Raw genomic sequence first — 25,386 nt, forward strand, 5'->3', positions numbered from 1 at the left:
TATTAGCAGGCGGGCTGTTTATTTATCCTTCACACGTGTAATCGGAATATCTTTTAAAAGCTTCATAATGACATGACCACCCATGATCAGTCCGGCAACAGACGGAACGAATGCATTGGATGATGGCGGCATTTGTGCCTTGCGAATCTTCGCTTCATCATTTCCAACTTCTTTTCTGACATCTTCACGAATAACAATCGGACTTTCATCAGAGAAAATGACTTCAATTCCTTTACGAATCCCTTCCTTACGCAGACGTGTTCTCACAACTTTTGCAATAGGATCGGTATGCGTTTTTGAAATATCATCAATTTTGAAGCGTGTCGGATCTGTTTTGTTCGCAGCTCCCATACTTGAAATGATATTCACACCTCGTTTCAGACACTCTTTCATTAAATGAATTTTATAGTGAATGGTATCTGAGGCATCAATGACATAATCAAGCGGATACTCAAAAAATTGCTCGTATGTTTCCTCTGTATAAAACATCTTCAGCGCGACAACTTCACATTCTGGATTAATATCAGCGATTCTCGCCTGCATTAAGTCAACCTTTGGCTGGCCAACTGTTGATAGCAATGCTGGAAGCTGCCGGTTCACATTTGTAATATCAATATCATCTTTATCAACAAGAACAATACGGCCAACGCCTGAACGAGCGAGTGCCTCTACTGCGAATGAACCAACGCCGCCCACACCAAGCACTGCAACTGTACTGTTTTTTAGTATATTTAAGCCTTCCTTGCCAATGGCAAGCTCGTTTCTTGAAAACTGATGTAACAAGTGCCTCACTCCACCTTTATTTAAAATGAATCGAAAGAATCATATCATATTCAGACTTCTCCGTCATCCTTCTCTAAAAGAAAAAAACACAAAAAAGTCCCGATGACGCCGCCAGCATTTCCTTCGTTTTGAACCCCGCACCATGCAGGTGGGTGCTTTCTTCCTGACTTTATAAGTCCTCTAAAGAGGCATTTATGCAGAAAGGAAAGGCAAGCTCCCGTATAAAAAAATGTTCGGTCAAAACTAGGTAACCACCGTACGTATCAGGACTTTATTTATTGATTGATGAAAGCATATCATAGGCATATTTCTTTTTCAAGCGTTTACATACCTATAAACATGCGCCTATTTTACTGTTTTACTTTTGTTTTAATCGCTAAACTCAGCTCATCAAGCTGCGCCTCGCTCACATGGCCAGGGGCATCTGTGAGAACGCAGCTCGCACTTGCCGTTTTCGGGAATGCAATCGTATCTCTTAAGTTAGAGCGGCCTGCAAGCAGCATCACTAAACGGTCAAGCCCCAGCGCGATTCCGCCATGCGGAGGAACACCATGCTCAAAAGCATCCAGCAGGAAGCCAAATTGTTCGTAAGCCTCTTCTTTTGAAAAACCAAGTAAACCAAACATTTTTTCTTGAATATCCTTTTCGAAAATACGAATAGAACCTCCGCCAAGCTCGTAGCCATTCAGCACAAGATCGTAAGCCTGTGCCTTCATGTCTTCCGGGCTTGTTTCAATTAATTCAAGATCCTCGCGAACTGGCATTGTGAATGGATGATGAGCAGCATAGAAGCGGCCTTCTTCTTCATCTTTTTCAAGCAGCGGCCAATCGACAACCCATAAGAAATTGAATACAGACTCATCGATCAGTCCAAGCTCTTTACCAAGTTTTAAGCGAAGTGCACCAAGCGCATCATGGACAACAGACGTCTTATCTGCAACAAAGAGTAAAAGGTCGCCTTCTTCCACTTGCAGCTGTTCTTTTAATTCAGCTTGCTTTGCTTCATCAAAGAATTTAGCGATCGGACCTTTTAATTCAGTCCCTTCTGCTTTTAGCCAAGCTAGACCTTTTGCACCGTAGTTCGCTGCAAATGCACCAAGTGCATCAATGTCTTTTCTTGAGTAGTTCGCTGCAGCCCCTTTTACATTGATGGCTTTCACAGCTCCACCATTTTTCACAGCTCCGCTAAATACTTTGAAATCTGAGTCTTTTACCGTGTCTGAAATGTTCACTAGCTTCATCTCAAAGCGTGTATCTGGCTTATCAGATCCATAAGAATTCATCGCTTCATCGTATGTCATACGAGGTAATGGTAATGTAAGGTCTACACCTTTAACATCTTTCATCACCTTCGCCATCATCTCTTCAGCAAGCGTCATGATGTCCTCTTGACTCATAAAGGACATTTCAATATCGACTTGTGTAAATTCCGGCTGACGGTCAGCACGCAAGTCTTCATCTCTAAAACAGCGGGCAATTTGATAATAACGGTCCATTCCAGAAACCATCAGCAATTGTTTAAATAATTGCGGAGACTGAGGCAGTGCATAAAATTCTCCCTCGTGTACACGGCTTGGAACAAGATAGTCACGCGCACCTTCTGGCGTACTTTTCGTTAAAATTGGTGTTTCAATGTCTAGAAAGCCGTTGTCGTCTAAGAAATGGCGGAATGCTTTTGTGACTTCATGTCGCATTTTCATTGTTTCAAACATTGCAGGGCGGCGAAGATCTAGATAACGATATTTTAAACGCACATCTTCTGATACCTCGTCTGCTTGGTCTGAAATCACAAATGGAGGAGTCTTTGCTTCATTTAAAACGGTGACCGTTTCGACTTGAATTTCAATTTTGCCCGTTTTTAAATTTGGGTTGATCGTTGCTTCTTCTCTTGCAACAACCGTTCCTTTAATATCAAGGACATATTCATTACGAATTGATTCTGCTGTCTCAAGCGCCTCTTTTGATAGGTCTGGATTGAAGACAACTTGTACAATCCCTGTACGATCGCGAAGATCAATAAAGATTAATCCGCCTAGGTCACGCCTTTTTTGAACCCATCCTTTTAATACAACTGACTGACCGATTTGGTCTTCTGTTACTTCTCCACAATAAAAAGTTCTACCAAACACAAACATTCCACTCCTTCTTTACGCTTTCTGGTGGGCCTTCAACATTTGAATCAGCTCATCAAGCTTCACTTCAATTTGTTCACCCGTTGTCGTATCTTTCACATTCACAATTTGCTGCGCAAGCTCATCTTCACCAAGAACTGCAATAAATTTGGCTTTTAATCGATCAGCCGCTTTAAATTGTCCTTTTAGTTTCTTCCCTGTATAGTCCATTTCACTTGAGATACCTTCTTTTCTCAGACGGTTTAATAATGAAACAGAATAATCCTTCGCTTCATCTCCAAGTGCAGCAATGTATAGATCAATACCATCTTGCAGAGGAAGCTCAATTCCTTCAGCATCGATCGCAGATAAGAAACGCTCGATACTCATCGCAAATCCGATCCCTGGTGATTCAGGACCGCCAATTCCTTCAACGAGCCCATCATAACGGCCGCCGCCGGCTAATGTTGTGATCGCACCAAAGCCTTCTGCATTACTCATGATCTCAAATGCTGTGTGATTGTAGTAATCAAGACCGCGTACTAAATTTGGATCGACGACATACTCAATGCCTATATCTGATAAGTATTGTTTGACCTTTTCAAAATAAGTCCGCGACTCTTCATTTAAGAAATCTTGAATGGATGGAGCTGTTGCCATCAGTTCGTGATCACGATCCTTTTTACAATCAAGAATGCGCAGCGGATTTTGATGTAGACGCGTTTGACAGTCATGACAGAATTCATCAATTCTTGGCTCAAAGTGCTCGACCAGTGCTTTGCGGTAGTCTGCACGGCTCTCTTTGTCACCAAGGCTGTTAATGACGAGTTTTAAGTTAGAAAGACCTGCTTTCTCATACACACTCATCGCAAGCGAAATGACCTCTGCATCAATGGCAGGATCTTTGGAACCAATCGCTTCAATCCCAAATTGATAAAATTGACGATATCTTCCTGTTTGCGGACGTTCATAGCGGAACATTGGTCCGATGTAATACAGCTTTGTTGGTTGAGCCGGCTGTGCAAACAATTTATTTTCAACATAAGAACGGACGGTTGAAGCTGTTCCCTCTGGACGAAGAGTGATGCTGCGTCCTTTTTTATCTTCAAATGTGTACATCTCTTTTTGAACGATATCAGTTGATTCGCCTACTCCCCGTGCAAACAGCTCTGTATGCTCAAAAATCGGTGTGCGGATTTCTTTGTATTGAAAGGCTGCACATGTATCTCTCGCAATTTGTTCAACATACTGCCAGCGTTCTGACTCTCCAGGTAAAATATCCTGTGTGCCTCTTGGAATATTAAAACTCATTTTTCGTCCTCCTACGACCATCATTCATTTTTTATGTGGACATATAAAAAACCCCCGCCTCTACTATGTGTATAGTAGGGACGAGAGTTATACCCGTGGTGCCACCCTAGTTGGAACATGATCAAGCATGTTCCCGCTCAAATCCTTAACGCAGATTCACGTTCTCCGCCTATTGACTCATTTTTAGAGCGTTCAGCAGGAAACCTACAGAGTGTTCTTTCGTGATAAATGCCATGCGGATTCGCTTTCAGCCTAAGGCGATTCCTCTCTGCTCACGCAATTTACCCTACTATTCTCTATCATCAGTTCCACATTTTAAATTTTCAAGTGTGTTGATTTATATTATAATAAGGTCGGTGCTGCCACTCTGTCAACCCTTGCCGTGCCTCTTTTTCTTTTCCAGCTCTTCTTTTGACGTACATCCGTATTCAGATGCGGTTTCTTCAAGGAAGCCTGGCTGATCCATTTCGTCGTGCTGCCAGCGGTCAATATCACGATGTCCATTATATTGCACTCGTCCTAATTTTCTGCTTAATCTCATGTTTGTACATCCTTTTATCACATTTTTATTTAGTATAAACAGATTGATTCATTTTTATTAGGGAAACTGCAAGGAATTCATCCACTACATAACGAATTAACATTCATCGGTTTTACAAGGGAGGGGAAAACACCGTTTTGAATCTGAAAAAACACAATCAAATGATGATGCTGCTTACTTGTTTTGTTCTCATCGCGAGTTCTTTGCCTATGACACATGCTACAGCACAAACAGATCAAGCTGTGGTCGCAACTGATGAAATCAATGTGAGGACGGGCCCTGGTTTAAGCTATGGAATCGCAGCTGTTGTAAAACGCGGCGAAAGTTATCCCATTCTCACTGAACAAGGAGAATGGGTGCAGATCCAATTATCAAACGGACAAAAAGGCTGGGTCGTCTCATGGCTGATCACCACATCATCCAGCGCTCAAAAATCCGCGAAACCAAAGGCGCAAGGCCAAAGCACGGCTGGAGGCAGTACAATTACATCGACAGCTTCCGACCTTCGCATCCGGACAGGCCCTGGGACTTCCTATCAAGTGATTGGTACTTTCCCGCAAGGCGCTTCCGCTAAAAAACTCGAGACAAGCGGCGAATGGACGAAAATTTCGTATAAACAAGCAGAAGGCTGGGTTCACTCTGATTATGTTTCAGGGGGGCAGAAAACTTCTCAATCAAGCTCCGGCGAGTCCTCTCGCTCTAACCAGACAGGCACAGTTGGCGTATCGAGCTTGAATGTAAGGCAATCGGCTGCACCAAATGCACAAGTCGTCGCTTCACTTGCCCGCAACACACAGATCACCATTTTGCGAGAGCAGAACGGCTGGTATGAAATTGAGGGGAAAGGCGTAAAAGGCTGGGTTGCAAGCTATTACATTGTCACAGACAAAGGAGCAGGCTCTGCACCTGAAAAGAGTTCATCCTCTTCGGCTTCTGAGCAAAAAGCGTACATTGTCTATGACGGCACCAACATTCGAAAAAGCGCTTCTACCTCTGCTGGGATTGCAGAAAGAGCAACCAAAGGAGCTGCCTATCAAATCGTTCGGACGCAAGGCGACTGGTACGAGGTGACACTATCAAACGGCGGGACTGGCTATGTGGCGAGCTGGGTCGTTCAAACAAAGAAAAATAGCAGCGAAGCGCCAAGACCTCAGCAGGATTCATCGTCTGGAACTGGTTCTTTAAAAGGAAAAACGATTGTTCTTGATCCTGGTCATGGCGGAAAAGACAGCGGCACAATTGGCGCAGACGGTGCTTTTGAAAAGAACATCACCATCAAAACCGCCAATTTACTGGCAGGCAAATTAAGGGCTTCTGGTGCAAATGTTTATTTAACAAGAAGTGATGATACCTTTATCAGCCTTCAATCAAGGGTGGCAACATCTCATTACCGAAATGCAGATGCATTTATTAGTCTTCATTATGATAGTTTTATGGATCAAAGTGTTAGAGGAAGTACTGCGTATTATTATCAAGCAGCAAAAGATCAGCAATTAGCGTCAAGCGTTCATTCCGAAGTCGCCAAACGCTCTCAAATCCCTGATAAGGGTGTCAAATTCGGAGATTACTTTGTTTTAAGAGAAAACAAACGCCCTTCCCTTTTATATGAACTCGGGTACTTAAGCAATCCTCAGGAGGAAGCGATCATTTATAGCGCCTCTTACCAAGAACGAGTCACAGAAGGAATGACTGAAGGATTAAAACAATATTTCCGTTAAAAAGAAAGAGGCCACTGCGCCTCTTTTTTGTTTATCTGCAAAAGAAAAAGACTCTAAACAAACTCCCGCATGAGTTCATCTACAGTCTAAAGAGAATCTATTCTTTGCTGTCCATCAAGATCGTGACTGGTCCTGAATTGGTCAATGACACGTCCATCATCGCGCCAAAACGGCCAGTTTCTACATGAATGCCTTTTTCTCTAAGGGTTTTATTGAAACATTCATAAAGCGAGTTGGCTGCATCCGGCTTGGCGGCTTTCATAAAATTCGGCCGTCTGCCCTTTCTCGTGTCACCATAAAGGGTAAATTGTGATACAGACAGAACGCTCCCTTTTATGTCCAATAAGGAACGATTCATTTTCCCATTTTCATCTTCAAAAATACGTAAATGTGCAAGCTTCTCAGCTAAATAAAGCACATCTTCTTCAGTATCTTCGTGTGTGACACCAACAAGCACCATATATCCTTCGTTGATGGCACCTGTGACCTCTTCTTCTACCTTCACAGATGCATTTGTCACACGCTGCACAACAAGCCTCATAGACGATATACTTCCTTTCTAATTCATGAATCGGCGAACAGAGTAAATGTCTTTGATTTGTTTAATGCGTTCGACCACTTTGTGCAAATGATTAATATTTTGGATAAAGATCGCCATATGGATCGTCGCCACTTTGTTACGATCAGACTTCCCAGAAACAGAGGAGATGTTCGTTTTGGTTTCGTTGACTGCTTGAAGCACCTCGTTAAGTAATCCGCGTCTATCATATCCTAATATTTCAATTTCCACATTGTATTCTTTACGGTTTTGAGCAGGCTGCTCATGCTCCCACTCGACCGGAATTAACCGCTCCTGCGCTTCTCCTGTCTTCACGTTCGGACAGTCGTCGCGGTGAACAGATACGCCTCGGCCCTTCGTAATAAAACCGACAATGCTATCGCCAGGAACAGGATTACAGCACTTAGATAAGCGGACAAGCAGGTTATCAATTCCTTTGACCCTTACGCCAGCTTCCCGTTTTTTCCCGTGATACGTCTTCGGTTCCACCGTCACTTCTTGAACAGTTTTCTCTTGCTCTTCTTGATCTCTTTGTTTTCTTTCTTTTTCCGTTAAACGATTGGCGACCTGTAGTGCAGTAATGCCGTTATATCCAACTGCTGCATACATGTCCTCTTCGTTTGAAAAGTTAAATTTGTCAGCCACTTTTTGCAGGTTTTCTGCTGTCAGAATGTCTTTGACGTCAAACTCAAGGTTTTTGATTTCTTTTTCCACGAGCTCTCGGCCTTTTTCGACATTTTCTTCACGGCGCTGTTTTTTGAAAAACTGTCTGATCTTGTGCTTCGCTTGGGAGGTTTGGGCAAGCTTGACCCAATCCTGACTTGGCCCGTAGCTGTGCTTTGATGTCAGAATTTCAATAATGTCACCTGTTTTTAGTTTGTGATCGAGTGTGACCATCTTGCCATTGACCTTGGCACCGATCGTTTTATTCCCAATTTCCGAGTGAATCCGGTAAGAGAAATCAATCGGAACTGAGCCCGACGGCAGTTCAATGACGTCTCCTTTTGGTGTAAACACAAACACCATATCAGAGAAGAGATCGATCTTTAACGACTCCATAAATTCTTCTGCATCTGTGGATTCATTTTGGAACTCAAGAATTTCTCTAAACCAAGAGAGCTTCTTTTGGAAGACTGCTTCTTCTGTTGATTCTGCTGACTCTTTGCCTTCTTTGTATGCCCAGTGTGCCGCAATTCCGTATTCTGCAATTTCATGCATTTCCACTGTACGGATCTGAACTTCAAGCGGATCGCCTTTTGGTCCAATCACCGTTGTATGAAGAGACTGGTACATGTTCGGCTTTGGCATCGCAATATAATCCTTAAACCTGCCTGGCATCGGCTTCCAGCACGTATGGATAATCCCGAGCACAGCATAACAGTCTTTAATGCTGTCGACCAAAATACGAACGGCAAGCAGATCATAAATTTCATTAAACTGCTTATTTTGCAAGACCATTTTGCGATAAATACTATAAATATGTTTTGGTCTGCCGGAAAATTCGGCCTTGATGTTTACCTCAGACACGCGGTCTTTCACTTCATTGACGACCTCGTCCAAGTATTCCTCACGTTCCGCTCGTTTGCGCTTCATCAGATTCACAATCCGGTAATATTGCTGCGGATTTAAATAGCGGAGTGCTGTATCTTCAAGCTCCCACTTAATCTTTGAAATCCCTAATCTGTGCGCAAGCGGTGCAAAGATTTCAAGTGTTTCATTTGAAATTCTCCGCTGCTTTTCCTGCGGAAGATGTTTGAGCGTTCTCATATTATGAAGACGGTCTGCCAGCTTAATCAAGATCACGCGGATATCCTGCGCCATTGCAACAAACATTTTTCGATGGTTTTCGGCCTGCTGTTCTTCTTGTGATTTATATTTAATCTTCCCGAGCTTTGTGACACCATCAACAAGCATTGCTACTTCCTCGTTAAAATGCTCTTTTAAATCCTGTAATGTCACATCTGTATCCTCAACTACATCGTGCAGGAAACCGCCTGCAATGGTTGATGGGTCCATTTCAAGATCAACAAGAATGCCCGCCACTTGAATTGGATGGATAATATAGGGCTCACCAGATTTCCGGTATTGCTCCTTGTGTGCATTTTCAGCATATTCATATGCTCGCTCTATAAATTGAATATGTTCAGCGGACAGGTATTCTCTTGCCTTGTCAATGACCTGCTGCGCCGTTAAAACTTGTTCGTTCGCCATGGAATCACCTTTTTAAATGAAAACTGTATTGTAGTTTATTATCAAGAAAAATTCGATAGATGTAAAGAGAAGAAGTCCGCTAAAAGATTTTTGATAGGAAAAAAGCACCCTTCTTACTGAGTGCTTTTTACGAAAAACTCCATTAGTATTGCATTAACGTCATGATGTCGTAGCCGTCAAGCTTCTTTCTGCCGTCCAGATACGTCAGTTCAATCAAAAATGCAATCCCTGCCACAACGCCGCCTAATTCCTCTACAAGCTTAATGGACGCTTCAATTGTTCCACCAGTCGCAAGTAAGTCATCTGTAATCAGGACACGCTGACCAGGACGAATCGCATCTTTATGAATCGTTAATACATCTTTACCATATTCCAAGCCGTAATCGACTTTAACGACTTCACGAGGAAGCTTTCCTTCTTTACGAACCGGTGCAAAACCTACACCAAGTGCGTATGCTACAGGGCAGCCAATAATGAATCCACGCGCTTCAGGTCCAACAATGAGATCAATGTCTCTTTCCTTCGCGTAATCAACGATTTGATCCGTTGCATAACGGTACACTTCGCCTTTATCCATTAACGTTGTAATATCTTTAAATTGTACACCTTCCTTTGGGTAGTCAGGTACAACTGTCACATATTGTTTTAAATCCATCTTTTCCTTTTCCTCCTCGTACGTCAAAGCACAGGTGAGACTTCGCTCATCATGCTATTCAGCCATTCCTTCAGCTCTTTAGCTGAGGAATATGTTAGTGTTTGATCGAGTTCCATCAATCGTTGTTTTGCTGTATAGGATGCTGATGCCGTTAAATCTTTTTTAGGGGCATCAAGTACTATTGACAGCACACCATTCTCTATTTTAACAAAACCGAGTTCAAAAAACACCTTTGTCATAAAAATGATTGTATCTTTTGTCCAGCCTCTATGTTTGGCAAGGTCCATTCCTTGTTCTTTGATAGGAAAACTTCCCCGTTTAAACAAGAACCCATAAAACCATTTGAATTGGTCACGGCTCGGGAAAGAGGACATAAAATGATCTTCTTTTCTTTGAAAAACCGTATAAATTCTGGCAGGCTTTTGATTTTCTAAAAGCTGCTTCAGCAATTGCTCATCTGCGGGAACATCCGCAAAGACCACATATTTGCCCTGTACATCAAACGTTGATACATTTTCTGCATGAACATGATGAATGGGGATATCGACGTCCTGTTTTGTTGCTTCATCAAAACAGACAACCAAAGATTTTTCTGAATCAAGCGTCGAAACTTTCTTCTCCCAATCCTTTTTTCCGCGCAGATCAAACAGCTGCCATTCATCAACTCGTGCATCTTTTAGCATCAGCTGGGGCTTCTTCCGGTTATTCCATTCATTGACGGACATTTCTCCAATCACGGAAATGCGGCTTCCTGGAACAATTTCTTCTTTTAATTTCCCTTGGTGAAAACCGACACAGTCAAGCAGCTTGTCTTCGTCTTTCAGAGACATTTTAATATGGTTGTGATTTGCCCCAATCGTTCGGATATCTTCAAGCTTCGCATCTTCAATCATAATGAACGGTTTTGGGTTTGACATACCGAATGGTGACAGCATCCCCGCTTCTTCAATCGCTTCAACCGTCAATTCGTCTACCTTGCACACGGCATCGACCCGCTGAATTGGAATAAAATCTTCTTCCGTCAATGTTTCATTTGCATATTGATTTAATCTTTCCCTTAGTAAAGCGACATCATCCGCTCGAAGTGTCATCCCTGCTGCCATCGGGTGCCCGCCGAAATGCGGCAGGATGTCGCGGCATTTGCTTAGATGGAAAAATAGATCGAAGCCAGGAATACTCCGGGCTGATCCTTTTGCCATTTGCGTCTCTTCGTCTATTCCAAGCACAATCGCCGGACGAGAAAAAGTATCCGTCAATTTAGAGGCAACAATTCCGACAACGCCCGGATTCCAGCCAGCTTTCGCTACAACGATCGCAGACTGGTCATCAGGCGTCTCTTCCACCATTTGAATGGCTTCTTCTGTGATCGTACTGACAATCTTTTGACGTTCTTTATTCAGTTCCTGTACAAAACGAGCGAGCTCTTCTGCTTCATCCTTATCCTCAGTCATAAGAAGATGAACGGCAGGATCAGCCTGTTCAATTCGCCCTACAGCATTCAGCCTTGGCGCAATTTGAAAGCCGATCGTTTCCTCGCTCGCTTCTTCTAGAGTGGCTCCCGCTTCCTTCAATAACGCTTTCAGCCCCGGTCTATTCGACTGTCGAAGCTGCACAAGGCCTTTTTTGGCGAGCCACCTATTCTCATCATGAAGCGGTACAAGGTCCGCAATTGTCCCGATTGCTGCAAGATCTAACAGCTGAACTGGCAGCTTCCCAAGCAGTGCATGCGCCACTTTAAACGCGACACCTACACCAGCAAGTTCTTTAAAAGGATACTCACAGCCCGGCTGCTTAGGATGGACAATGGCAAGTGCCTCAGGCAGCTCCTCACTTGGTTCATGGTGATCTGTAATGATCAGGTCTAATCCTATTTCTTTTGCAATACGTGCTTCATTTACAGCTGCAATGCCTGTATCGACCGTGATGACAAGCGATGCTCCTTGCTCCTTGATATATCGAAATGCCTGTTCATTAGGCCCATAGCCTTCTTTAAATCGATCTGGAATATAAAAGTCTACTATCGCAGACCGCTCTTTTAATGTATGTAAAAGTACAGACGTACTTGTCACACCATCTGCATCATAGTCTCCGAAGATCACAATCGATTCCTGCTCTTCGATCGCTTTGTTGATGCGCTCTACTGCTTCTTTCATTCCTTTTAATAGAAATGGATCATGAAATTCGGCTTTTTGATCAAATAAAAAAGACCTCGCCTCTTCTACTTCTTCAAATCCTCTTTTTACGAGAAGCGATGCAGTCAGCGCTGAAATATTCAGATTTTCAGAGAGTGATTTCACTTTTTCTTCGCTTGGATGTTCATATTCCCAGCGCATTTTGGATAATAACATAAATTCACCCCTCAACCACACTATTATACTAGAGTGGCCTGAGGGGTTTCAATTTTTATTTTATGAAATTGTGCTGGAAGATTATTTTTCCTTCCGGTCAAATGTTGCTGGCTGTTCTTTTAAAGGCGTGACATGCGTTTTCTTTTGAAGATCTTTGTCTGCCTTTTTCGTCGAAGCAGCAGGTGCAGCAGCTGCACGCTCAGCTTTTAAAGCTTTTAGTTCACGTTTCAGTTTCACAATTTGGAAGATCCCTGCAAATGCCACAATCAGTCCGCCCATTAAAACAGAACCAATAATGACAAGGATCAGCGGCCATTCAGCCGTTCCAAATAAGTAATCTACCTCAACAGGCCGTACATTAATCACGGCAAATACTGAGACAATTAATACGAAAATAAATGCGAGTATGATGGTCCATTGTTGTTTGTTCATCTACATATCCCCCAAGCTTTTTCTTTTATTCTTCCCTTTTCACTGCCTTTTTTAAACACAGAAAGAAAGCAGTGGAAGAAAACCTATCAGCATGGGCATCATCAGCTGCTGAGTTTTTCTTTAATCAGGTTCTTTAATTCTTTTCTTTCTCCAGAAATGACAAGGGTATCCCCTTCTTCGATGATGGTATCTGGTCCTGGATTTAAAATTTTCTCATGTGATTTTCTCACAATAGCGATGACTGTTACTTGATAGTTTTGGCGAACATTGAGGTCACCGATGCTTCTTTGAACAGCTGGTGCATTCTTTTCGATTTTAAACCATTCAATCACCAGTTCATCAATCGCTACCTCTACGGTTTCAAGCGCTTTCGGCTTATAGACCATGCCGCCTAAAATAGCCGCGATTTGTCTTGCTTCTTCATCGTTTAGCAGGATGCCAGAAATCGTTTCTTCGTGGTCGTCCTCCTGAAAATGATACATTTCTCTTCTGCCGTCATCATGTGTAATGATGGCAAGCTTCTCATTGTTTCTTGTGATCATTTCGGCTTTATGACCGATACCTGGCAGTTCAGTTTCCCGAACCTTCATAACAGCCCCTCCAATGAATAAAGCCAAATGCCTTAAACAGACACTTGCTTTCTATACTGATCTAAACGTATGTCATTATAGCAAAAGACCATTTCAAGATCAATGAAACCCGAAATGTTTTTTCAAATCTTCTTATTTTCAGAAAAACCGATAGAAAAAGACTGCCAAGAAGGCAGTCTTTCTAGATTAAATATCTTGATCTGTATCGATCTTAGCTGGTTTTTTCAGCTCACGGCCTTTCCACATCAGCCAAATTTGTGCCGCGATATAAAGGGATGAGTAGACCCCTGTTAATAAGCCGACAAGTAAGGCGATGGAGAAGTTTGTAATCGACGCTGATCCGAAGATAAGCAGTGCGACAACAACGACAAGTACAGTCAGCACCGTGTTGACAGATCGCGTAAAGGTTTGCTGTAAGCTTAAGTTCACAATATACGATAGATCTTCAATGGTTTTCGGTTTGCGTTTCTTCATTTGCTCACGAACCCTGTCGAAGGTAACGATCGTGTCGTTGATCGAGTACCCAATGACCGTGAGGATCGCGGCAATGAAGGTGACATCCACCTCTAAGCGCGTAATACTAAAGAAGGCGACAATAAAGAATGCATCGTATAGCAGTGAGACAATCGCCGCAATCGCCATCTTATACTCAAAACGGACGGATACATATAAAATGATCCCGATGGAAGCAATGATGACGGCATATAGCGCATTACGGGCAAGTTCTTTTCCGACAGTCGGTGATACTGTACTTACGTTCGGCTCAGTGCCGTATTTATCATTGAAGTAATCCTTCACTTCAGCGATTTTTTCTTTGTTCGGCACCCCGACAAATCGAATAGCTGCCTGATTTTCTTGTTGCCCCGACAGCACAACACTGTCTGCTTCAAGACCAAGCTTTTTAAAGTCTTGCTCTACTTGTGCAGTTGTCAGCTTGTGATCGCTTTGAACATCAATTCTCGTTCCACTAGCAAAGTCAATACCAGCATTGAGTTTGAAGATCGAAAGGACGATGATTCCCGCAATGGTAACAGCTATTGAGAAAATCATAAAGCCTTTACGTTTGCTGACGAAATCCCATTTATCAAATGGCGTTTTCGGTTCGGTATTTTCTGTTGTTTCGTGGATATTCATGATGTCTTTTTTGCGGACACCAAACCAGCCTTTTTTGCGGTCGAGCGCGCGGCTTTCTACAAGCAGTCCAAGAAGGAATCTTGATAGGAAAACAGCTGTGATAAAGCTTGTTAAAATTGAGAGGATGAGCATCGTTGCAAATCCTTTTACAGAGCTTGTTCCGAAGAAGAACAGCACTCCGCCGGCAATAATACTTGTTAAGTTTGCATCAAAGATGGTCGCAAATGATCTGCGGTTCCCTGATCTGAAAGCAGAACGGACAGATTTGCCGAGCTTCAGCTCTTCTTTGATCCGCTCATAAGTAATAATGTTGGCATCAACAGCCATCCCTACCCCTAGAATAAGTGCGGCAATTCCAGGCAGTGTCATGACCGCGCCCATCCAGTCAAACACTTGCAGCGTAATGTAGATATAAGCTGAGAGTGTGATGACAGCTATAAGACCAGGTAATCGGTAATAAAGCAGCATGAATAAGAAGATAAATGCGATTCCTACAATTCCTGCGAACACTGTTTCGTTCAGTGCTTGTTCACCAAACTGTGCACTCACAGATGTGGAATATTTTTCTGTTAATTTCACTGGCAATGCCCCGGCATTTAAAATACTTGCAAGGTCTTTTGCCTCTTGGACAGTAAACTTTCCTTCAATTTGTACGTCACTGCTGTTAATCTCTTGATTCACATTTGGTGCAGATACATACTTGTGATTTGATTTTGAGACTTCTTTTTTGAAGGAATCTCCTTTGTGATAATCAAGCCAAATGACAAGCTGGTTATTCGGCGCCATCGCCGCTACTTTTCTTGTGACGTCACCAAATTTTTTCGCATCCTTTAGTTTAACCGTCACAATTGGCTCATTCGTTTGACTGAATGTTTGTTTTGCACTGTTTTCGACTAGGTCAGCCCCGTTAAGGAGTTCTTTATCATTCGTATCTCTAAAGGATAGCTGTGCTTCAGTGGAAAGGATTTCCCTAGCTCTGTTTTGATCTTTTACCCCCGCAAGCTGCACACGGATACGATTATTGCCTTCAATCGAGATATTCGGCTCACTTACCCCTAGCACGTTTGCTCTTCGGTTAAGAGCTTCCACTGTACTAACGAGAACACTATTTGTGATCTTGTCCTCTTTTTTCACTGGATGTACATCATACAGGACTTCAAATCCACCCTGTAAATCCAGCCCTAGCGTCATATCTTTCGCAACAGGCTTTGTCAGTAAGCCCACGCCAGTTCCGATTAACAGAACCACTAAGAAAAACGCAAGAATGCGCCCTTTTTTCATTATGTATTTCCTCCTTAAACACCTGAATCCATTAAGATGGCTTATTTTAACAGTTCATCAAGCATATTCTTGCCATCTTCACTGTCCAAAAAAGCAGACGTTTTAAACGACTGAACGGTTGCATAGTTCATAAATTCGCCTATTTTCACAGATAAAATATCTGCAACCATTTCATGAATCGGATACTCTTGTTTTTTCTTCCACTTCTTATTCTCTAAGTATGACCATAATTCCTCTAAATCTACATCTTTATAGCCCAAAACGATGAATTCTTCAAGCTTACTGAACAGAAAAGGCTTTAAATGGTCTTTGTATATTGCAGCTGGGTGTTGTGTCATTGCGTAGCTCCCCCTTTTCAGTTTTTTATCGAGAGACTTGTCATGCTTGGACGATATACACGCATATCTTATTGTATATGATTCTATGTCGTTTGAGAAGGCAGGTGATCTGTGATTTGACGAAGCAAACGTTTTTAAAGGGGACCATCATTTTAATTTTAGCAGGTTTTATCACGAGAATATTGGGTTTTGTCAATCGAATTGTCATTGCGAGATTCATTGGCGAAGAAGGGGTCGGGCTTTATATGATGGCTGCACCTACCTTTTTTCTCGCCGTAACGCTTACACAATTCGGACTGCCTGTCGCTATTAGTAAGCTTGTTGCTGAAGCAGAAGCCCGGGGTGACAAACAGAAAACAAAACGTATTCTGGTCATGTCCCTTGCGATAACAGGAACACTCAGCCTGATATTCACGCCGCTTTTTTTATGGTTTGCGCCCATCATGGCAGAAAATATGCTGACTGATCCTAGAACGGTCTATCCACTGCTTGCCATTACACCCGTCGTACCAGTCATCGCCATTTCCAGTGTGTTAAGAGGCTATTTCCAGGGCAGACAGCAAATGAGCCCGCTTGCGATGTCTCAAGTTCTGGAACAGGTCGCAAGAATTTCACTAGTGGCGGTATGTACAACGGCTTTCCTTCCTTATGGGATTGAATTTGCGGCAGCAGGTGCGATGATTTCATCTGTGATTGGAGAGATGATTTCACTTGCTTACTTACTGATCGCCTTCCGCTATAAAAAAACCATTCGTATTCGAAAACGATTTTTTAAGGCGATTCATGACGGGAAGGACACATTTAAGCAGCTGATGAGCATTGCTCTGCCAACAACAGGCAGCCGTTTTATCGGAAATATTTCGTGGTTTTTAGAGCCGATTGTTGTCGCGCAAAGTCTTGCCATTGCTGGTTATGCGGCTGTAGAGGCGACAAGGCAGTACGGGGAGTTGACTGGTCTTGCCCTGACCCTTTTGACACTGCCTAGTTTTATTACGTATTCACTCTCCACTGCGTTAGTTCCGGCGATCAGCGAAGGAATGGAGCAGAACAAACGTAAAACGGTCGAATACCGTCTGAAGCAGGCGATGCGCCTTTGTTTACTCAGCGGAGGCATTTCATGTATTATTCTTTTCGTTTACGCAGAAGATTTAACGCTCTTTATGTATGGTTCATCGCACGCGGCCATTTATGTGAAATTCATGGCGCCATTTTTCCTTCTATATTATTTTCAAGGACCCCTTCAAGCCGTGCTTCAAGCACTTAATTTAGCTGGTGCGGCGATGACCAACAGCCTGATAGGTGCAATTGTCAAAACAGGGATGATTTTTGTCCTTGCTTCCCAGCCTGGCTTTGGCATTATGGGCGCAGCACTTGCGATATTAATCGGCATCATCCTTGTCACGCTGCTCCATGCGGCAACTGTTGGAAAAGTGCTGCCTATTCATTTACCTTTAAAGGAATATGGGATATGCGTCCTTGTGATTATCGGTACGGGAGCTGTCAGCCTTTGGCTGAAGTCTCAAGTAAACGGACTCTTTTCTGCTCCTCTTGAACTTGTGACACTCATCTTTGTTACGTGCACGCTGTATGTCATTCTACTAATCTGCCTTGGCCTAGTAAAACGAGAAGAGCTGCGCCGCATCCCGTTCATTGGGAAGCTGTTTTAGCTCATCTCTTTTTAATCACTTCATCTTTCAAATCAATATAAAACGTTTTTTGATTAAAGCTGCAGTAAGAGATTTGATCGATATCATGATAGCCTCGTTTAGAAAGCTCATCTTTCAGCCACTGTTCATTTTGATTGATTTGCTTAAGGTGGTCAATCTGCACGACACCGTCCGCAATAAGTGGAAGCTCAAGCGCTGCATGTTTGCGCTTGTTTTCTTTTTCGACAACGGCGAGCTTTCCAGACGGCTCTAAAATGGCGTAAGAGACATCCTGAATGCTGTCGATGTTATTTTCTCTTAATTGAATGAGCAAGTCATCAAAATTGTATCGCTGTTTTCTCATTGCACCCTCGTCTATTTTCCCATTGATGATGAGCAGGGCCGGTTTGCCGTCAAGAAAGCGCCGGACACCTTGGAATTTCAATGAGAGGTAGGCAAGTGTGATTTGAATGAAGGTTAACAGCAGGATTGGCCATACCGTATGTAACATGTGATCCTCTACTTCTTCTATGGCGAGAACTGCAATTTCAGCAATCATCATAAAAATGACTAAATCTAAAATACTCAGCTCGCCAATTTCCCTTTTGCCCATTAAGCGAAAAATAAACCAGATAAGAAAATATAAAATGATGGTTCTCATGGAAATGATCAAGATGTCCTGCATGTGATGTAAACCCTCCTTCTCCAACATAGCTTGTGTCAAAACACTTTATTTATGTAGAAAAGAAACGTCTGAAACATGTCTATTTTTTCTTCACTGTGAATACATTTTAGTAAAAGACAAGCTTCGTTCAATTGGAGAGGAGACGAATCTACATGCAGGAAACGAAACAAATTGGAAAAGGCATTTTATCCGGCTTAATTGCCATTTTTGTCGTGATGGTTGTCACAAGTTTACTTGTGGCGCTCATGCTTACATTCACAAGTATGCAGGAATCATCATTTAAATGGATGATTCTGATTTTGTCCTTTGCTGCCCTTTTATTAGGAGGCATCATTTCTGGCGGGAAAGCTAAGGAGCGCGGCTGGCTAATTGGTGCGATCACGTCGTTGATCTTTTCCCTCACTGTATTTCTATTTCAATATTTGGGGTTTGGAAAAACGTTCTCACCAGAGCAGCTCATCTATCATGGGGCATTTTTAGGCATTTGTATGCTGGGAGGAATGATTGGCGTCAATCTTAGAGGCAAATAAAAAAAGAGCGAATGATATCGCTCTTTTTTTATGGCTATGTATCGGAGGATTAGCCTTTGTCAGCTAATTCTCTAATAGCACGACGATCGAAAGTTAAACGGTTGTTTTCGCTTGTTTTGATGACCACTTTTGATTCATCAATGTAGTCGATTTCACCGTGTAATCCACCGATTGTGACGATTTTATCGCCTTTTGATAAAGATTGCTGCATCTGACGCACAGCTTTCTGTTGCTTTTGCTGTGGACGGATTAACAAGAAGTAAAGCACAGCAAACATGACAACAATCATAATGATTGAACCCATACCACCATCCATTCTATTTCACCCCTTTCTAAAGCATTGTAAAGCCTTTCGTTTATGCGTTAAAAGTTTTTCGCATTCGGTTTGTTAAAGCCATAACGCTCAAAAAACTCTTCTTTAAAATCACCTAAACGATCCTCACGGATAGCTTCTCTCACTTGCTCCATTAATTTTAACAGAAAATGAAGATTATGATAAGTTGTTAATCGAATTCCGAACGTTTCATTTGTTCGGATGAGATGTCTAATATAGGCGCGTGTGTAGTTTTTACATGTATAGCAGTCACAGTTTTCATCGATTGGTCTAAAGTCACGCTCATATTTTGCATTTTTCACAACAAGACGGCCTTCACTTGTCATCAAGGTGCCGTTTCTTGCAATTCGCGTTGGCAGTACGCAATCAAACATATCTACTCCGCGAATGGCGCCGTCAATTAAGGAATCTGGCGAGCCGACACCCATTAGATATCTTGGCTTGTCTGCCGGTAAAAATGGTGTTGTGAACTCTAGTACACGATTCATCACATCTTTTGGTTCCCCTACAGATAAGCCTCCGATGGCGTAGCCTGGGAAATCAAGTGAAACAAGGTCTTTTGCACTTTGTTTTCGAAGCTCTTCGTATTCTCCGCCTTGGACAATCCCAAACAGTCCTTGATCTTCAGGACGCTGGTGCGCTGTTAGACAGCGCTCTGCCCATCTGCTTGTCCGCTCCACAGAACGTTTCATATAATCGTACTCTGCAGGATACGGCGGGCATTCATCAAATGCCATCATAATATCAGAGCCAAGTGCATTTTGGATGTCCATGGCTTTTTCAGGAGATAGGAACAGCTTATCTCCATTTAAGTGATTACGGAAGTGAACGCCTTCTTCTTCAATTTTTCTAAATTCACTCAATGAAAAAACTTGGAATCCGCCTGAATCTGTTAAAATCGCTCGATCCCAGTTCATAAATTTGTGCAGACCGCCTGCTTCTTTTACAATATCGTGACCTGGACGAAGCCATAGGTGGTACGTATTGCTTAAGATGATGCCTGCATCCATTGCCTTTAATTCTTCAGGCGCCATTGTTTTGACTGTAGCCAGTGTACCTACTGGCATAAATACAGGTGTTTCAAAGGAGCCGTGCGGTGTATGAACGCGGCCAAGACGTGCACCTGTTTGTTTGCATGATTTAATGAACTCATAACGTATCGGTAATTGCGACAAAAATGAGCCCTCCTGTCTTTGTTGTATGATGTTATTGAATCAGCATGGCATCGCCAAAGCTGAAGAATCGGTATCCCTCTTTAACAGCCTCATTGTACGCTTTTAGTACGTGCTCTCGTCCAGCTAATGCACTGACAAGCATAATTAACGAGGATTTTGGCAGATGGAAATTCGTGATCATGCCATCAATTGCCTTGAATGTGTAGCCAGGGTAAATAAAGATCGACGTCCAGCCGCTTGAGGCTTTGAACTCACCATCATGTGCACTTGCAATGGTTTCAAGCGTTCTTGTTGACGTTGTGCCGACTGAAATAATCCGCCCGCCTTCCATGCGAACGCGATTAAGCTCATCAGCTGTTTCTTCATTCATTTCATAAAACTCTGCGTGCATTTCGTGTTCTTCAATACGTTCTGCACTCACCGGACGAAACGTGCCAAGCCCAACGTGCAGCGTAATGAAAGCAATGTGTACACCTTTCGCTTTCAGCGCATCCAGCAGCTCGGTTGTAAAGTGGAGACCGGCAGTCGGCGCAGCAGCGGAGCCGACCTCTTTTGAATAAACGGTTTGATAGCGTTCACGATCGTCAAGCTGCTCTTTAATATATGGAGGCAGCGGCATTTCACCAAGGGATTCAAGCACTTCATAAAAAATGCCTGTATATTGAAACTCGACTTTTCTTCCGCCATGTTCCATTTCCTCTGTACATACCGCTTTGAGCCGTCCATCACCAAAAGTGATAACCGTCCCTTTTTTCACCCGTTTGGCTGGTTTGACAAGTGTTTCCCAGTTATCTCCTTCTTCTTGTTTCAATAGAAGCAGCTCAACTTTGGCACCTGTATCCTCTTTCATACCAAACAGACGTGCAGGCAGAACGCGCGTATTGTTTAGAACGAGACAATCACCCGTTTGAAAGTAATCGATGATTTGTGAGAATGTATCATGTGTCATCGCACCCGTTTGTTTGTTTAAGACCATCAGTCTTGATGCATCTCGTTGTTCAAGCGGCACTTGTGCAATCAATCTTTCTGGTAAATCAAAATCAAATAGTTCTAGCTTCATTTCCTTCACCTATTCTGTAGTTAACTAGTTAACGTTATTTCATCCGTCCAAAGATATTAAGTAATATGGTTAGTACGATGCTAATGACAATGCATGTAATGACAGGAAAAAAGAACGTTACATTTCCTTTTTTCACAAAAATATCACCTGGAAGCTTACCAACCAATTGAAATACTAATCCTGCGGCAAAAAGGACACCACCTAAAATCATTAATATTTTAGGGAATTCAGTCACGAATCGGAACCTCCATTTGAAAATGTTCATACGCTTCTCTTGTGACGACCCGCCCTCTTGGTGTTCTTTGCAGGAAACCAATTTGCAATAAGTACGGTTCGTACACATCTTCAATCGTATGTGATTCTTCTCCAATTGTCGCTGAGATTGTATCAAGCCCAACAGGACCACCTCTAAATTTTTCGATCATACTTAAAAGCAGCTTATGATCTATATGATCAAGGCCAAGTCTGTCGACTTGAAGACGCTCTAGGGCATCTTCCGCAATATCCTGCGTAATGGCATGATTCCCAAGCACCTGCGCAAAATCTCTTACTCTTCTGAGCAAACGATTGGCAACCCTCGGTGTTCCACGGGAACGTCTCGCAATCTCTTCGGCAGAGCGAATATCGATCCCAATCTCAAACAGCTCGGCTGTTCTTGCCACAATGTGAGCCAAATCTCTTTGCTCATAGTATTCCAATCTTGCATGTACCCCAAACCTGTCACGAAGCGGCGCTGTTAACAGCCCGACACGGGTCGTTGCACCTACAAGCGTAAATGGCGGTAAATCAAGCCGTACAGAGCGTGCTGTATCTCCTTTTCCAATGACAATATCTAAACAAAAATCCTCCATTGCTGGGTACAGCACTTCTTCAATTGAGCGCTGCAAGCGGTGAATTTCATCAATAAACAATACATCACCTGGCTCAAGAGATGTTAAGATGGCCGCCAAATCACCAGGACGCTCAATTGCTGGTCCTGACGTTGTACGCAGCTGAACATTCATTTCATTGGCAATGATCGACGCAAGCGTTGTTTTCCCAAGTCCAGGAGGTCCATATAAAAGGACATGATCAAGCGTTTCCTGCCTCATACGGGCAGCTTCAATAAATACGCTGAGGTTATCCTTTACTTTTTGCTGACCGATATATTGGCTAAGTGTCTGTGGCCGCAGACTTTGCTCAATGGCTGATTCATGGTTGTCTGCTTCAGTTGAGACGAGCCGTTCATCCATGAGACATCACCCTATTTCAACATTTTTTGTAAAGCTTTTTTTACATATTGATCGGTTGTGAGATTCTTTTCTTCTTTTAATAATGGAAGAACCTTTTTGATTTCACGATCACCGTATCCAAGGACACTTAAGGCTTCAAGCGCTTCATCTAGTGCAGTTTGCTGCGTTTCGACCTGAATGTGGTCCTCGTGATTAAATAAGTTGCCAATCATTTCTGGCACTACATCTGCAAGTTTGCCTTTTAGATCCAGAATGATTTGACGTGCTGTTTTTTTGCCCACACCAGGGAATTTGATCAGGAACGCTTCATCTTCACGTTCTATTGCTGAAATGACAGCGCCAGGATCACCGGAAGCAAGAATGGCGAGTGCACCCTTTGGCCCAATTCCTGTGACATTTAACAGTTTTGTGAACAGCGCTTTTTCTTCTCGTGTTTGAAAACCGTATAACGAAAATGCGTCTTCCTTTATGTAATGATACGTATAAATCGTTTCTTGTTTATTTACTCGATAGATAAACGGGTTTGGGGTATAGACTTGATATCCCACTCCGCCGTTTTCAATGACAACATATTGCGGGCACACATAATCAATGGTCCCTTTTACAAACTCTATCACCGTTTTCACCTCTTTGACTGTTCTTCATTGTAACATAAATCGAAGAGAAAACCGCAATAAAAGTTAACATACGTTCGCTCAGCACAATTTTATGATGAAACCACGAAAAACAGCTTGCGGCCTTCACACCAGCAAGCTGTTACACGCTTTAAAACGATATTTCATTTCGGTAAGGCTTCATGACTTCAAGCACATGCTCAAATTCATCCTTTGTTCGAAAAGGAATACCTTGCTCAAGCTGCTTCTCCACATGACTTTCTAAACGGGACGTATCAATTTGAAAAAAGAGATGAATAGGCTCCGCCCAGCCGTCAGGCCTTCCATGAAACGTAGAAATCACACCGTCCTCTGATAATCCGATATATCCATTTGCTTTACTTAATGGAGAGATATCATCAATTTGCTTTCTAAAAAGGGCAAAATCCTCTTTTTGTTCTACCAGTGTCCAGCCTTTATACTGCGCCCAGAATGTATCTTTGTCTTCTAATGATGCCCGGTGTCTTTCAATACTCACATCACCATCTAGATAGACTTTTTCAAGCTGGACAGTGATAGAGTTTGACTGCTTTTGCAAGTGTTCTTTTCCTTCCATATCCGCAGCGAAAAAAAGCACACTTGTCATGATAAGTCCTGTAACGAAACATTTCATCTTCACTTTCACTATTTACACCTCTTTAGAACATGAGATCGATGCATGACATATGTAGTTTGACCCATTTTTCTAAACATTAACCAAATCGATCATTCAAATGTATGGTAAGAGTCTTTCGTTGTATCCTTCATTCGTAAATGTTATGTTTTATACAATCCATTGCTTTATCGAATGACACGGTTTTTTCATCATTCGTTTTTCAGCCGCATAAACTGAAACCAAAGAAGGTGAAGTCAATGTCAGATGTCAAAAGATTAGCCGAATCGATTCAGTATCATGAAGATAAACGTTTTCATAAACTTGCCTATAAACCGGCAGAGCTTGAGCTGTGCGGCAAAGGAAGAAGTGCCTATGTGTTTTTATACAAAAAAGACGGCAAGAAAATGGCACTAAAAGTCTTTTTCCCTTCTTATCAGCATATTGCCCGCAAAGAGGCTGCCATTTACGAAAAACTTTCTGGATCGTCTTACTACCCTGAGATTTATGAGTCTGGGGATCAGTATATTTTAATGGAATATATTAAAGGCTACACATTCTATGAATGCCTTACAAAAGGAATTCCAATTAAAAAACAAATGATTGAACAAGTCGATGATGCGCTGGAGGAAGCGCGTGAGAAAGGATTGAATCCTTCTGATATCCATCTGCGCAATCTGATCTTAACAAAAGAAGGACGGATCAGGGTCATTGACGTTGCCAGATTCACGCAAACGAAAGCATGTCATCAATGGGATGATTTAAAAGCCGCTTATGCCTATTACCAAAAACCTTTTTTCCCTAAAAAAGCACCGCGTCTGTGGCTTGAAGTGATTGCTTATTTGTATAAAAAGAACTGGCTGTCCCGTGGGCAGCTTAATAATCGAAATGATTTTTCTGCATAATGAAAGCCGCTCTCTATGAGCGGCTTTCTGCGTTATTCTGTTTCTACATGGATACTATTGACGTTTAATAGGTTAATGATTTCATTATTCAGCTTAAACCAATGATTGGCTTCTTCAATTTTTTTATACACATCATAGGTAGCTGGACGTTTTAGCTCGAAATCAAGCACTTCCCCATTGTTCATATGAAATGTTACCTTAAATACTTTCATCATAAGATCACCTTCCACTCTTCTTGTTCGCTGGTCAAATAGATCAGCTCTTTTCATTCATTCTCTATTCAACTCGTTTCCCCTCCTTGTTTCCATCCAAACCCAAGAAGTTTAAATTTTGTTTAAATTCAAACAACATATCTATCTCTCAGATCTGCAAAGAAGTATATTGATTAAAAAGGAGGCTTCCCTTGATGAAGCAGAAAAAGAAACGAACATCTCCAGAAAAACAAACAGTCTTTTTTCATTTAGCGGATGCTCTCATTCCGAGTGTGGACATGATGGCATATGCAGCAAAGGCATTTTTTCACCTTTTAAGAAAAGCCTTCTCAGCCGTTTGATAAAACCCC

The 25,386-nt window shown here is 42.4% G+C and carries 26 protein-coding genes, 1 other RNA gene and 1 other annotated feature; of the genes, 5 read left to right on the plus strand and 22 right to left on the minus strand.

What is annotated here, in order from left to right:
* Positions 1 to 18: 18 nt before the first annotated feature.
* From ACLGGR_RS14705 to ACLGGR_RS14725, 5 genes are all read right to left on the minus strand, one after another.
* The gene (locus tag ACLGGR_RS14705; RefSeq protein ID WP_024423127.1) at positions 19 to 783 is read right to left on the minus strand and encodes a tRNA threonylcarbamoyladenosine dehydratase; all 765 of its coding nucleotides are present in this window, start codon (positions 781 to 783) and stop codon (positions 19 to 21) included.
* A 92-nt stretch (positions 784 to 875) separates the two neighbouring features.
* A non-coding RNA gene (ssrS, locus tag ACLGGR_RS14710) (6S RNA) lies at positions 876 to 1,056 on the minus strand.
* Positions 1,057 to 1,133: 77 nt separating this feature from the next.
* A complete protein-coding gene (gene aspS, locus ACLGGR_RS14715; protein WP_410973352.1) occupies positions 1,134 to 2,912 on the minus strand; it encodes an aspartate--tRNA ligase in 1,779 nt (592 codons plus the stop codon).
* A gap of 18 nt (positions 2,913 to 2,930) precedes the next feature.
* The gene (gene hisS, locus ACLGGR_RS14720) at positions 2,931 to 4,205 is read right to left on the minus strand and encodes a histidine--tRNA ligase (RefSeq protein ID WP_095409177.1); all 1,275 of its coding nucleotides are present in this window, start codon (positions 4,203 to 4,205) and stop codon (positions 2,931 to 2,933) included.
* 73 nt (positions 4,206 to 4,278) lie between these two features.
* Positions 4,279 to 4,517 (minus strand) — a binding site (T-box leader).
* Positions 4,518 to 4,575: 58 nt separating this feature from the next.
* Positions 4,576 to 4,746, minus strand: a complete 171-nt coding sequence (locus ACLGGR_RS14725; protein WP_003216250.1) for a YrzK family protein — start codon at positions 4,744 to 4,746, stop codon at positions 4,576 to 4,578.
* A 137-nt stretch (positions 4,747 to 4,883) separates the two neighbouring features.
* On the opposite strand from ACLGGR_RS14725, the gene ACLGGR_RS14730 reads away from it, so the two are divergent.
* Positions 4,884 to 6,464, plus strand: a complete 1,581-nt coding sequence (locus tag ACLGGR_RS14730; RefSeq protein ID WP_410973353.1) for an N-acetylmuramoyl-L-alanine amidase family protein — start codon at positions 4,884 to 4,886, stop codon at positions 6,462 to 6,464.
* Between the two features lie 97 nt (positions 6,465 to 6,561).
* Here ACLGGR_RS14730 and dtd read toward each other — a convergent pair whose 3' ends face one another.
* The 8 genes from dtd to ACLGGR_RS14770 all read right to left on the minus strand — a co-directional run bounded on the left by dtd (position 6,562) and on the right by ACLGGR_RS14770 (position 16,012).
* On the minus strand, positions 6,562 to 7,005 hold the full coding sequence (dtd, locus tag ACLGGR_RS14735) for a D-aminoacyl-tRNA deacylase (RefSeq protein ID WP_410973354.1): 444 nt from the start codon (positions 7,003 to 7,005) through the stop codon (positions 6,562 to 6,564).
* Positions 7,006 to 7,023: 18 nt separating this feature from the next.
* Positions 7,024 to 9,234, minus strand: coding sequence for a RelA/SpoT family protein (locus tag ACLGGR_RS14740; protein ID WP_034279902.1), 2,211 nt, complete (start codon positions 9,232 to 9,234; stop codon positions 7,024 to 7,026).
* A 142-nt stretch (positions 9,235 to 9,376) separates the two neighbouring features.
* On the minus strand, positions 9,377 to 9,889 hold the full coding sequence (locus ACLGGR_RS14745; RefSeq protein WP_034279900.1) for an adenine phosphoribosyltransferase: 513 nt from the start codon (positions 9,887 to 9,889) through the stop codon (positions 9,377 to 9,379).
* 23 nt (positions 9,890 to 9,912) lie between these two features.
* Positions 9,913 to 12,237, minus strand: coding sequence for a single-stranded-DNA-specific exonuclease RecJ (recJ, locus tag ACLGGR_RS14750; RefSeq protein ID WP_410973355.1), 2,325 nt, complete (start codon positions 12,235 to 12,237; stop codon positions 9,913 to 9,915).
* A gap of 81 nt (positions 12,238 to 12,318) precedes the next feature.
* Entirely contained in the window at positions 12,319 to 12,669 is a 351-nt protein-coding gene (locus ACLGGR_RS14755) for a LapA family protein (RefSeq protein ID WP_041115111.1), read from the minus strand.
* Between the two features lie 101 nt (positions 12,670 to 12,770).
* Positions 12,771 to 13,259: a cation:proton antiporter regulatory subunit gene (locus ACLGGR_RS14760; protein WP_041115109.1), complete on the minus strand. Its 489-nt coding sequence runs from the start codon at positions 13,257 to 13,259 to the stop codon at positions 12,771 to 12,773.
* Positions 13,260 to 13,445: 186 nt separating this feature from the next.
* Positions 13,446 to 15,674, minus strand: coding sequence for a protein translocase subunit SecDF (gene secDF / locus ACLGGR_RS14765; RefSeq protein ID WP_142945537.1), 2,229 nt, complete (start codon positions 15,672 to 15,674; stop codon positions 13,446 to 13,448).
* 41 nt (positions 15,675 to 15,715) lie between these two features.
* Positions 15,716 to 16,012, minus strand: a complete 297-nt coding sequence (locus ACLGGR_RS14770) for a post-transcriptional regulator (protein WP_003216788.1) — start codon at positions 16,010 to 16,012, stop codon at positions 15,716 to 15,718.
* A gap of 116 nt (positions 16,013 to 16,128) precedes the next feature.
* Here ACLGGR_RS14770 and spoVB point away from each other — a divergent pair, with 116 nt between their 5' ends.
* On the plus strand, positions 16,129 to 17,679 hold the full coding sequence (gene spoVB, locus ACLGGR_RS14775) for a stage V sporulation protein B (RefSeq protein WP_142945538.1): 1,551 nt from the start codon (positions 16,129 to 16,131) through the stop codon (positions 17,677 to 17,679).
* A 1-nt stretch (position 17,680) separates the two neighbouring features.
* Here spoVB and ACLGGR_RS14780 read toward each other — a convergent pair whose 3' ends face one another.
* Positions 17,681 to 18,343 (minus strand): DUF421 domain-containing protein, encoded by a 663-nt coding sequence (locus tag ACLGGR_RS14780; RefSeq protein WP_410973356.1) that lies wholly within the window; start codon positions 18,341 to 18,343, stop codon positions 17,681 to 17,683.
* A gap of 152 nt (positions 18,344 to 18,495) precedes the next feature.
* Here ACLGGR_RS14780 and ACLGGR_RS14785 point away from each other — a divergent pair, with 152 nt between their 5' ends.
* Complete coding sequence (locus tag ACLGGR_RS14785; RefSeq protein ID WP_410973357.1) at positions 18,496 to 18,873, plus strand: TIGR04086 family membrane protein; 378 nt, start codon at positions 18,496 to 18,498, stop codon at positions 18,871 to 18,873.
* A 49-nt stretch (positions 18,874 to 18,922) separates the two neighbouring features.
* Here ACLGGR_RS14785 and yajC read toward each other — a convergent pair whose 3' ends face one another.
* The 7 genes from yajC to ACLGGR_RS14820 all read right to left on the minus strand — a co-directional run bounded on the left by yajC (position 18,923) and on the right by ACLGGR_RS14820 (position 23,940).
* On the minus strand, positions 18,923 to 19,189 hold the full coding sequence (yajC, locus tag ACLGGR_RS14790; protein WP_003216659.1) for a preprotein translocase subunit YajC: 267 nt from the start codon (positions 19,187 to 19,189) through the stop codon (positions 18,923 to 18,925).
* Positions 19,190 to 19,236: 47 nt separating this feature from the next.
* Positions 19,237 to 20,382 (minus strand): tRNA guanosine(34) transglycosylase Tgt, encoded by a 1,146-nt coding sequence (gene tgt / locus ACLGGR_RS14795; protein ID WP_024423141.1) that lies wholly within the window; start codon positions 20,380 to 20,382, stop codon positions 19,237 to 19,239.
* 31 nt (positions 20,383 to 20,413) lie between these two features.
* Positions 20,414 to 21,442 (minus strand): tRNA preQ1(34) S-adenosylmethionine ribosyltransferase-isomerase QueA, encoded by a 1,029-nt coding sequence (gene queA, locus ACLGGR_RS14800; RefSeq protein WP_251216444.1) that lies wholly within the window; start codon positions 21,440 to 21,442, stop codon positions 20,414 to 20,416.
* Positions 21,443 to 21,476: 34 nt separating this feature from the next.
* Complete coding sequence (locus tag ACLGGR_RS14805; protein WP_012010741.1) at positions 21,477 to 21,677, minus strand: DUF2905 domain-containing protein; 201 nt, start codon at positions 21,675 to 21,677, stop codon at positions 21,477 to 21,479.
* Positions 21,670 to 22,674 carry a Holliday junction branch migration DNA helicase RuvB gene (gene ruvB / locus ACLGGR_RS14810; protein WP_024423143.1) on the minus strand — a complete coding sequence of 335 codons (1,005 nt, stop codon included), beginning with the start codon at positions 22,672 to 22,674 and terminating at the stop codon, positions 21,670 to 21,672. Before ruvB ends, ACLGGR_RS14805 begins: the two co-directional genes overlap by 8 nt.
* Positions 22,675 to 22,685: 11 nt before the next feature.
* Complete coding sequence (gene ruvA, locus ACLGGR_RS14815; protein ID WP_024423144.1) at positions 22,686 to 23,291, minus strand: Holliday junction branch migration protein RuvA; 606 nt, start codon at positions 23,289 to 23,291, stop codon at positions 22,686 to 22,688.
* Between the two features lie 148 nt (positions 23,292 to 23,439).
* Positions 23,440 to 23,940 (minus strand): intercompartmental signaling factor BofC, encoded by a 501-nt coding sequence (locus ACLGGR_RS14820; protein WP_073979823.1) that lies wholly within the window; start codon positions 23,938 to 23,940, stop codon positions 23,440 to 23,442.
* 239 nt (positions 23,941 to 24,179) lie between these two features.
* Between ACLGGR_RS14820 and ACLGGR_RS14825 the strand changes: the two genes are divergently transcribed.
* Positions 24,180 to 24,824, plus strand: a complete 645-nt coding sequence (locus tag ACLGGR_RS14825) for a protein kinase family protein (RefSeq protein ID WP_410973358.1) — start codon at positions 24,180 to 24,182, stop codon at positions 24,822 to 24,824.
* 32 nt (positions 24,825 to 24,856) lie between these two features.
* On the opposite strand, the gene ACLGGR_RS14830 is transcribed toward ACLGGR_RS14825, so the two are convergent.
* On the minus strand, positions 24,857 to 25,039 hold the full coding sequence (locus ACLGGR_RS14830; protein ID WP_008342761.1) for a hypothetical protein: 183 nt from the start codon (positions 25,037 to 25,039) through the stop codon (positions 24,857 to 24,859).
* A 191-nt stretch (positions 25,040 to 25,230) separates the two neighbouring features.
* On the opposite strand from ACLGGR_RS14830, the gene ACLGGR_RS14835 reads away from it, so the two are divergent.
* The gene (locus ACLGGR_RS14835) at positions 25,231 to 25,377 is read left to right on the plus strand and encodes a hypothetical protein (RefSeq protein WP_185907627.1); all 147 of its coding nucleotides are present in this window, start codon (positions 25,231 to 25,233) and stop codon (positions 25,375 to 25,377) included.
* Positions 25,378 to 25,386: the final 9 nt, after the last annotated feature.

This window comes from Bacillus sp. BD48, from assembly GCF_046566805.1.
GTDB lineage: Bacteria > Bacillota > Bacilli > Bacillales > Bacillaceae > Bacillus > Bacillus safensis.

Coding starts and splice junctions, on each gene's coding strand:
- recJ (WP_410973355.1), bottom strand. CDS start 12,237: ATGTTATTATCCAAAATGCGCTGGGAATATGAACATCCAAGCGAAGAA.
- ACLGGR_RS14780 (WP_410973356.1), bottom strand. CDS start 18,343: ATGCAGGACATCTTGATCATTTCCATGAGAACCATCATTTTATATTTT.
- ACLGGR_RS14830 (WP_008342761.1), bottom strand. CDS start 25,039: ATGATGAAAGTATTTAAGGTAACATTTCATATGAACAATGGGGAAGTG.
- ACLGGR_RS14760 (WP_041115109.1), bottom strand. CDS start 13,259: ATGAAGGTTCGGGAAACTGAACTGCCAGGTATCGGTCATAAAGCCGAA.
- ACLGGR_RS14725 (WP_003216250.1), bottom strand. CDS start 4,746: ATGAGATTAAGCAGAAAATTAGGACGAGTGCAATATAATGGACATCGT.
- ACLGGR_RS14835 (WP_185907627.1), top strand. CDS start 25,231: ATGAAGCAGAAAAAGAAACGAACATCTCCAGAAAAACAAACAGTCTTT.
- ACLGGR_RS14785 (WP_410973357.1), top strand. CDS start 18,496: ATGCAGGAAACGAAACAAATTGGAAAAGGCATTTTATCCGGCTTAATT.
- queA (WP_251216444.1), bottom strand. CDS start 21,442: ATGAAGCTAGAACTATTTGATTTTGATTTACCAGAAAGATTGATTGCA.
- ACLGGR_RS14820 (WP_073979823.1), bottom strand. CDS start 23,940: ATGAAATGTTTCGTTACAGGACTTATCATGACAAGTGTGCTTTTTTTC.
- ACLGGR_RS14755 (WP_041115111.1), bottom strand. CDS start 12,669: ATGAACAAACAACAATGGACCATCATACTCGCATTTATTTTCGTATTA.
- hisS (WP_095409177.1), bottom strand. CDS start 4,205: ATGAGTTTTAATATTCCAAGAGGCACACAGGATATTTTACCTGGAGAG.
- ruvB (WP_024423143.1), bottom strand. CDS start 22,674: ATGGATGAACGGCTCGTCTCAACTGAAGCAGACAACCATGAATCAGCC.
- secDF (WP_142945537.1), bottom strand. CDS start 15,674: ATGAAAAAAGGGCGCATTCTTGCGTTTTTCTTAGTGGTTCTGTTAATC.
- ACLGGR_RS14770 (WP_003216788.1), bottom strand. CDS start 16,012: ATGACACAACACCCAGCTGCAATATACAAAGACCATTTAAAGCCTTTT.
- ACLGGR_RS14740 (WP_034279902.1), bottom strand. CDS start 9,234: ATGGCGAACGAACAAGTTTTAACGGCGCAGCAGGTCATTGACAAGGCA.
- yajC (WP_003216659.1), bottom strand. CDS start 19,189: ATGGATGGTGGTATGGGTTCAATCATTATGATTGTTGTCATGTTTGCT.
- ACLGGR_RS14825 (WP_410973358.1), top strand. CDS start 24,180: ATGTCAGATGTCAAAAGATTAGCCGAATCGATTCAGTATCATGAAGAT.
- dtd (WP_410973354.1), bottom strand. CDS start 7,005: ATGAGGCTTGTTGTGCAGCGTGTGACAAATGCATCTGTGAAGGTAGAA.
- ACLGGR_RS14745 (WP_034279900.1), bottom strand. CDS start 9,889: ATGGATTTAAAACAATATGTGACAGTTGTACCTGACTACCCAAAGGAA.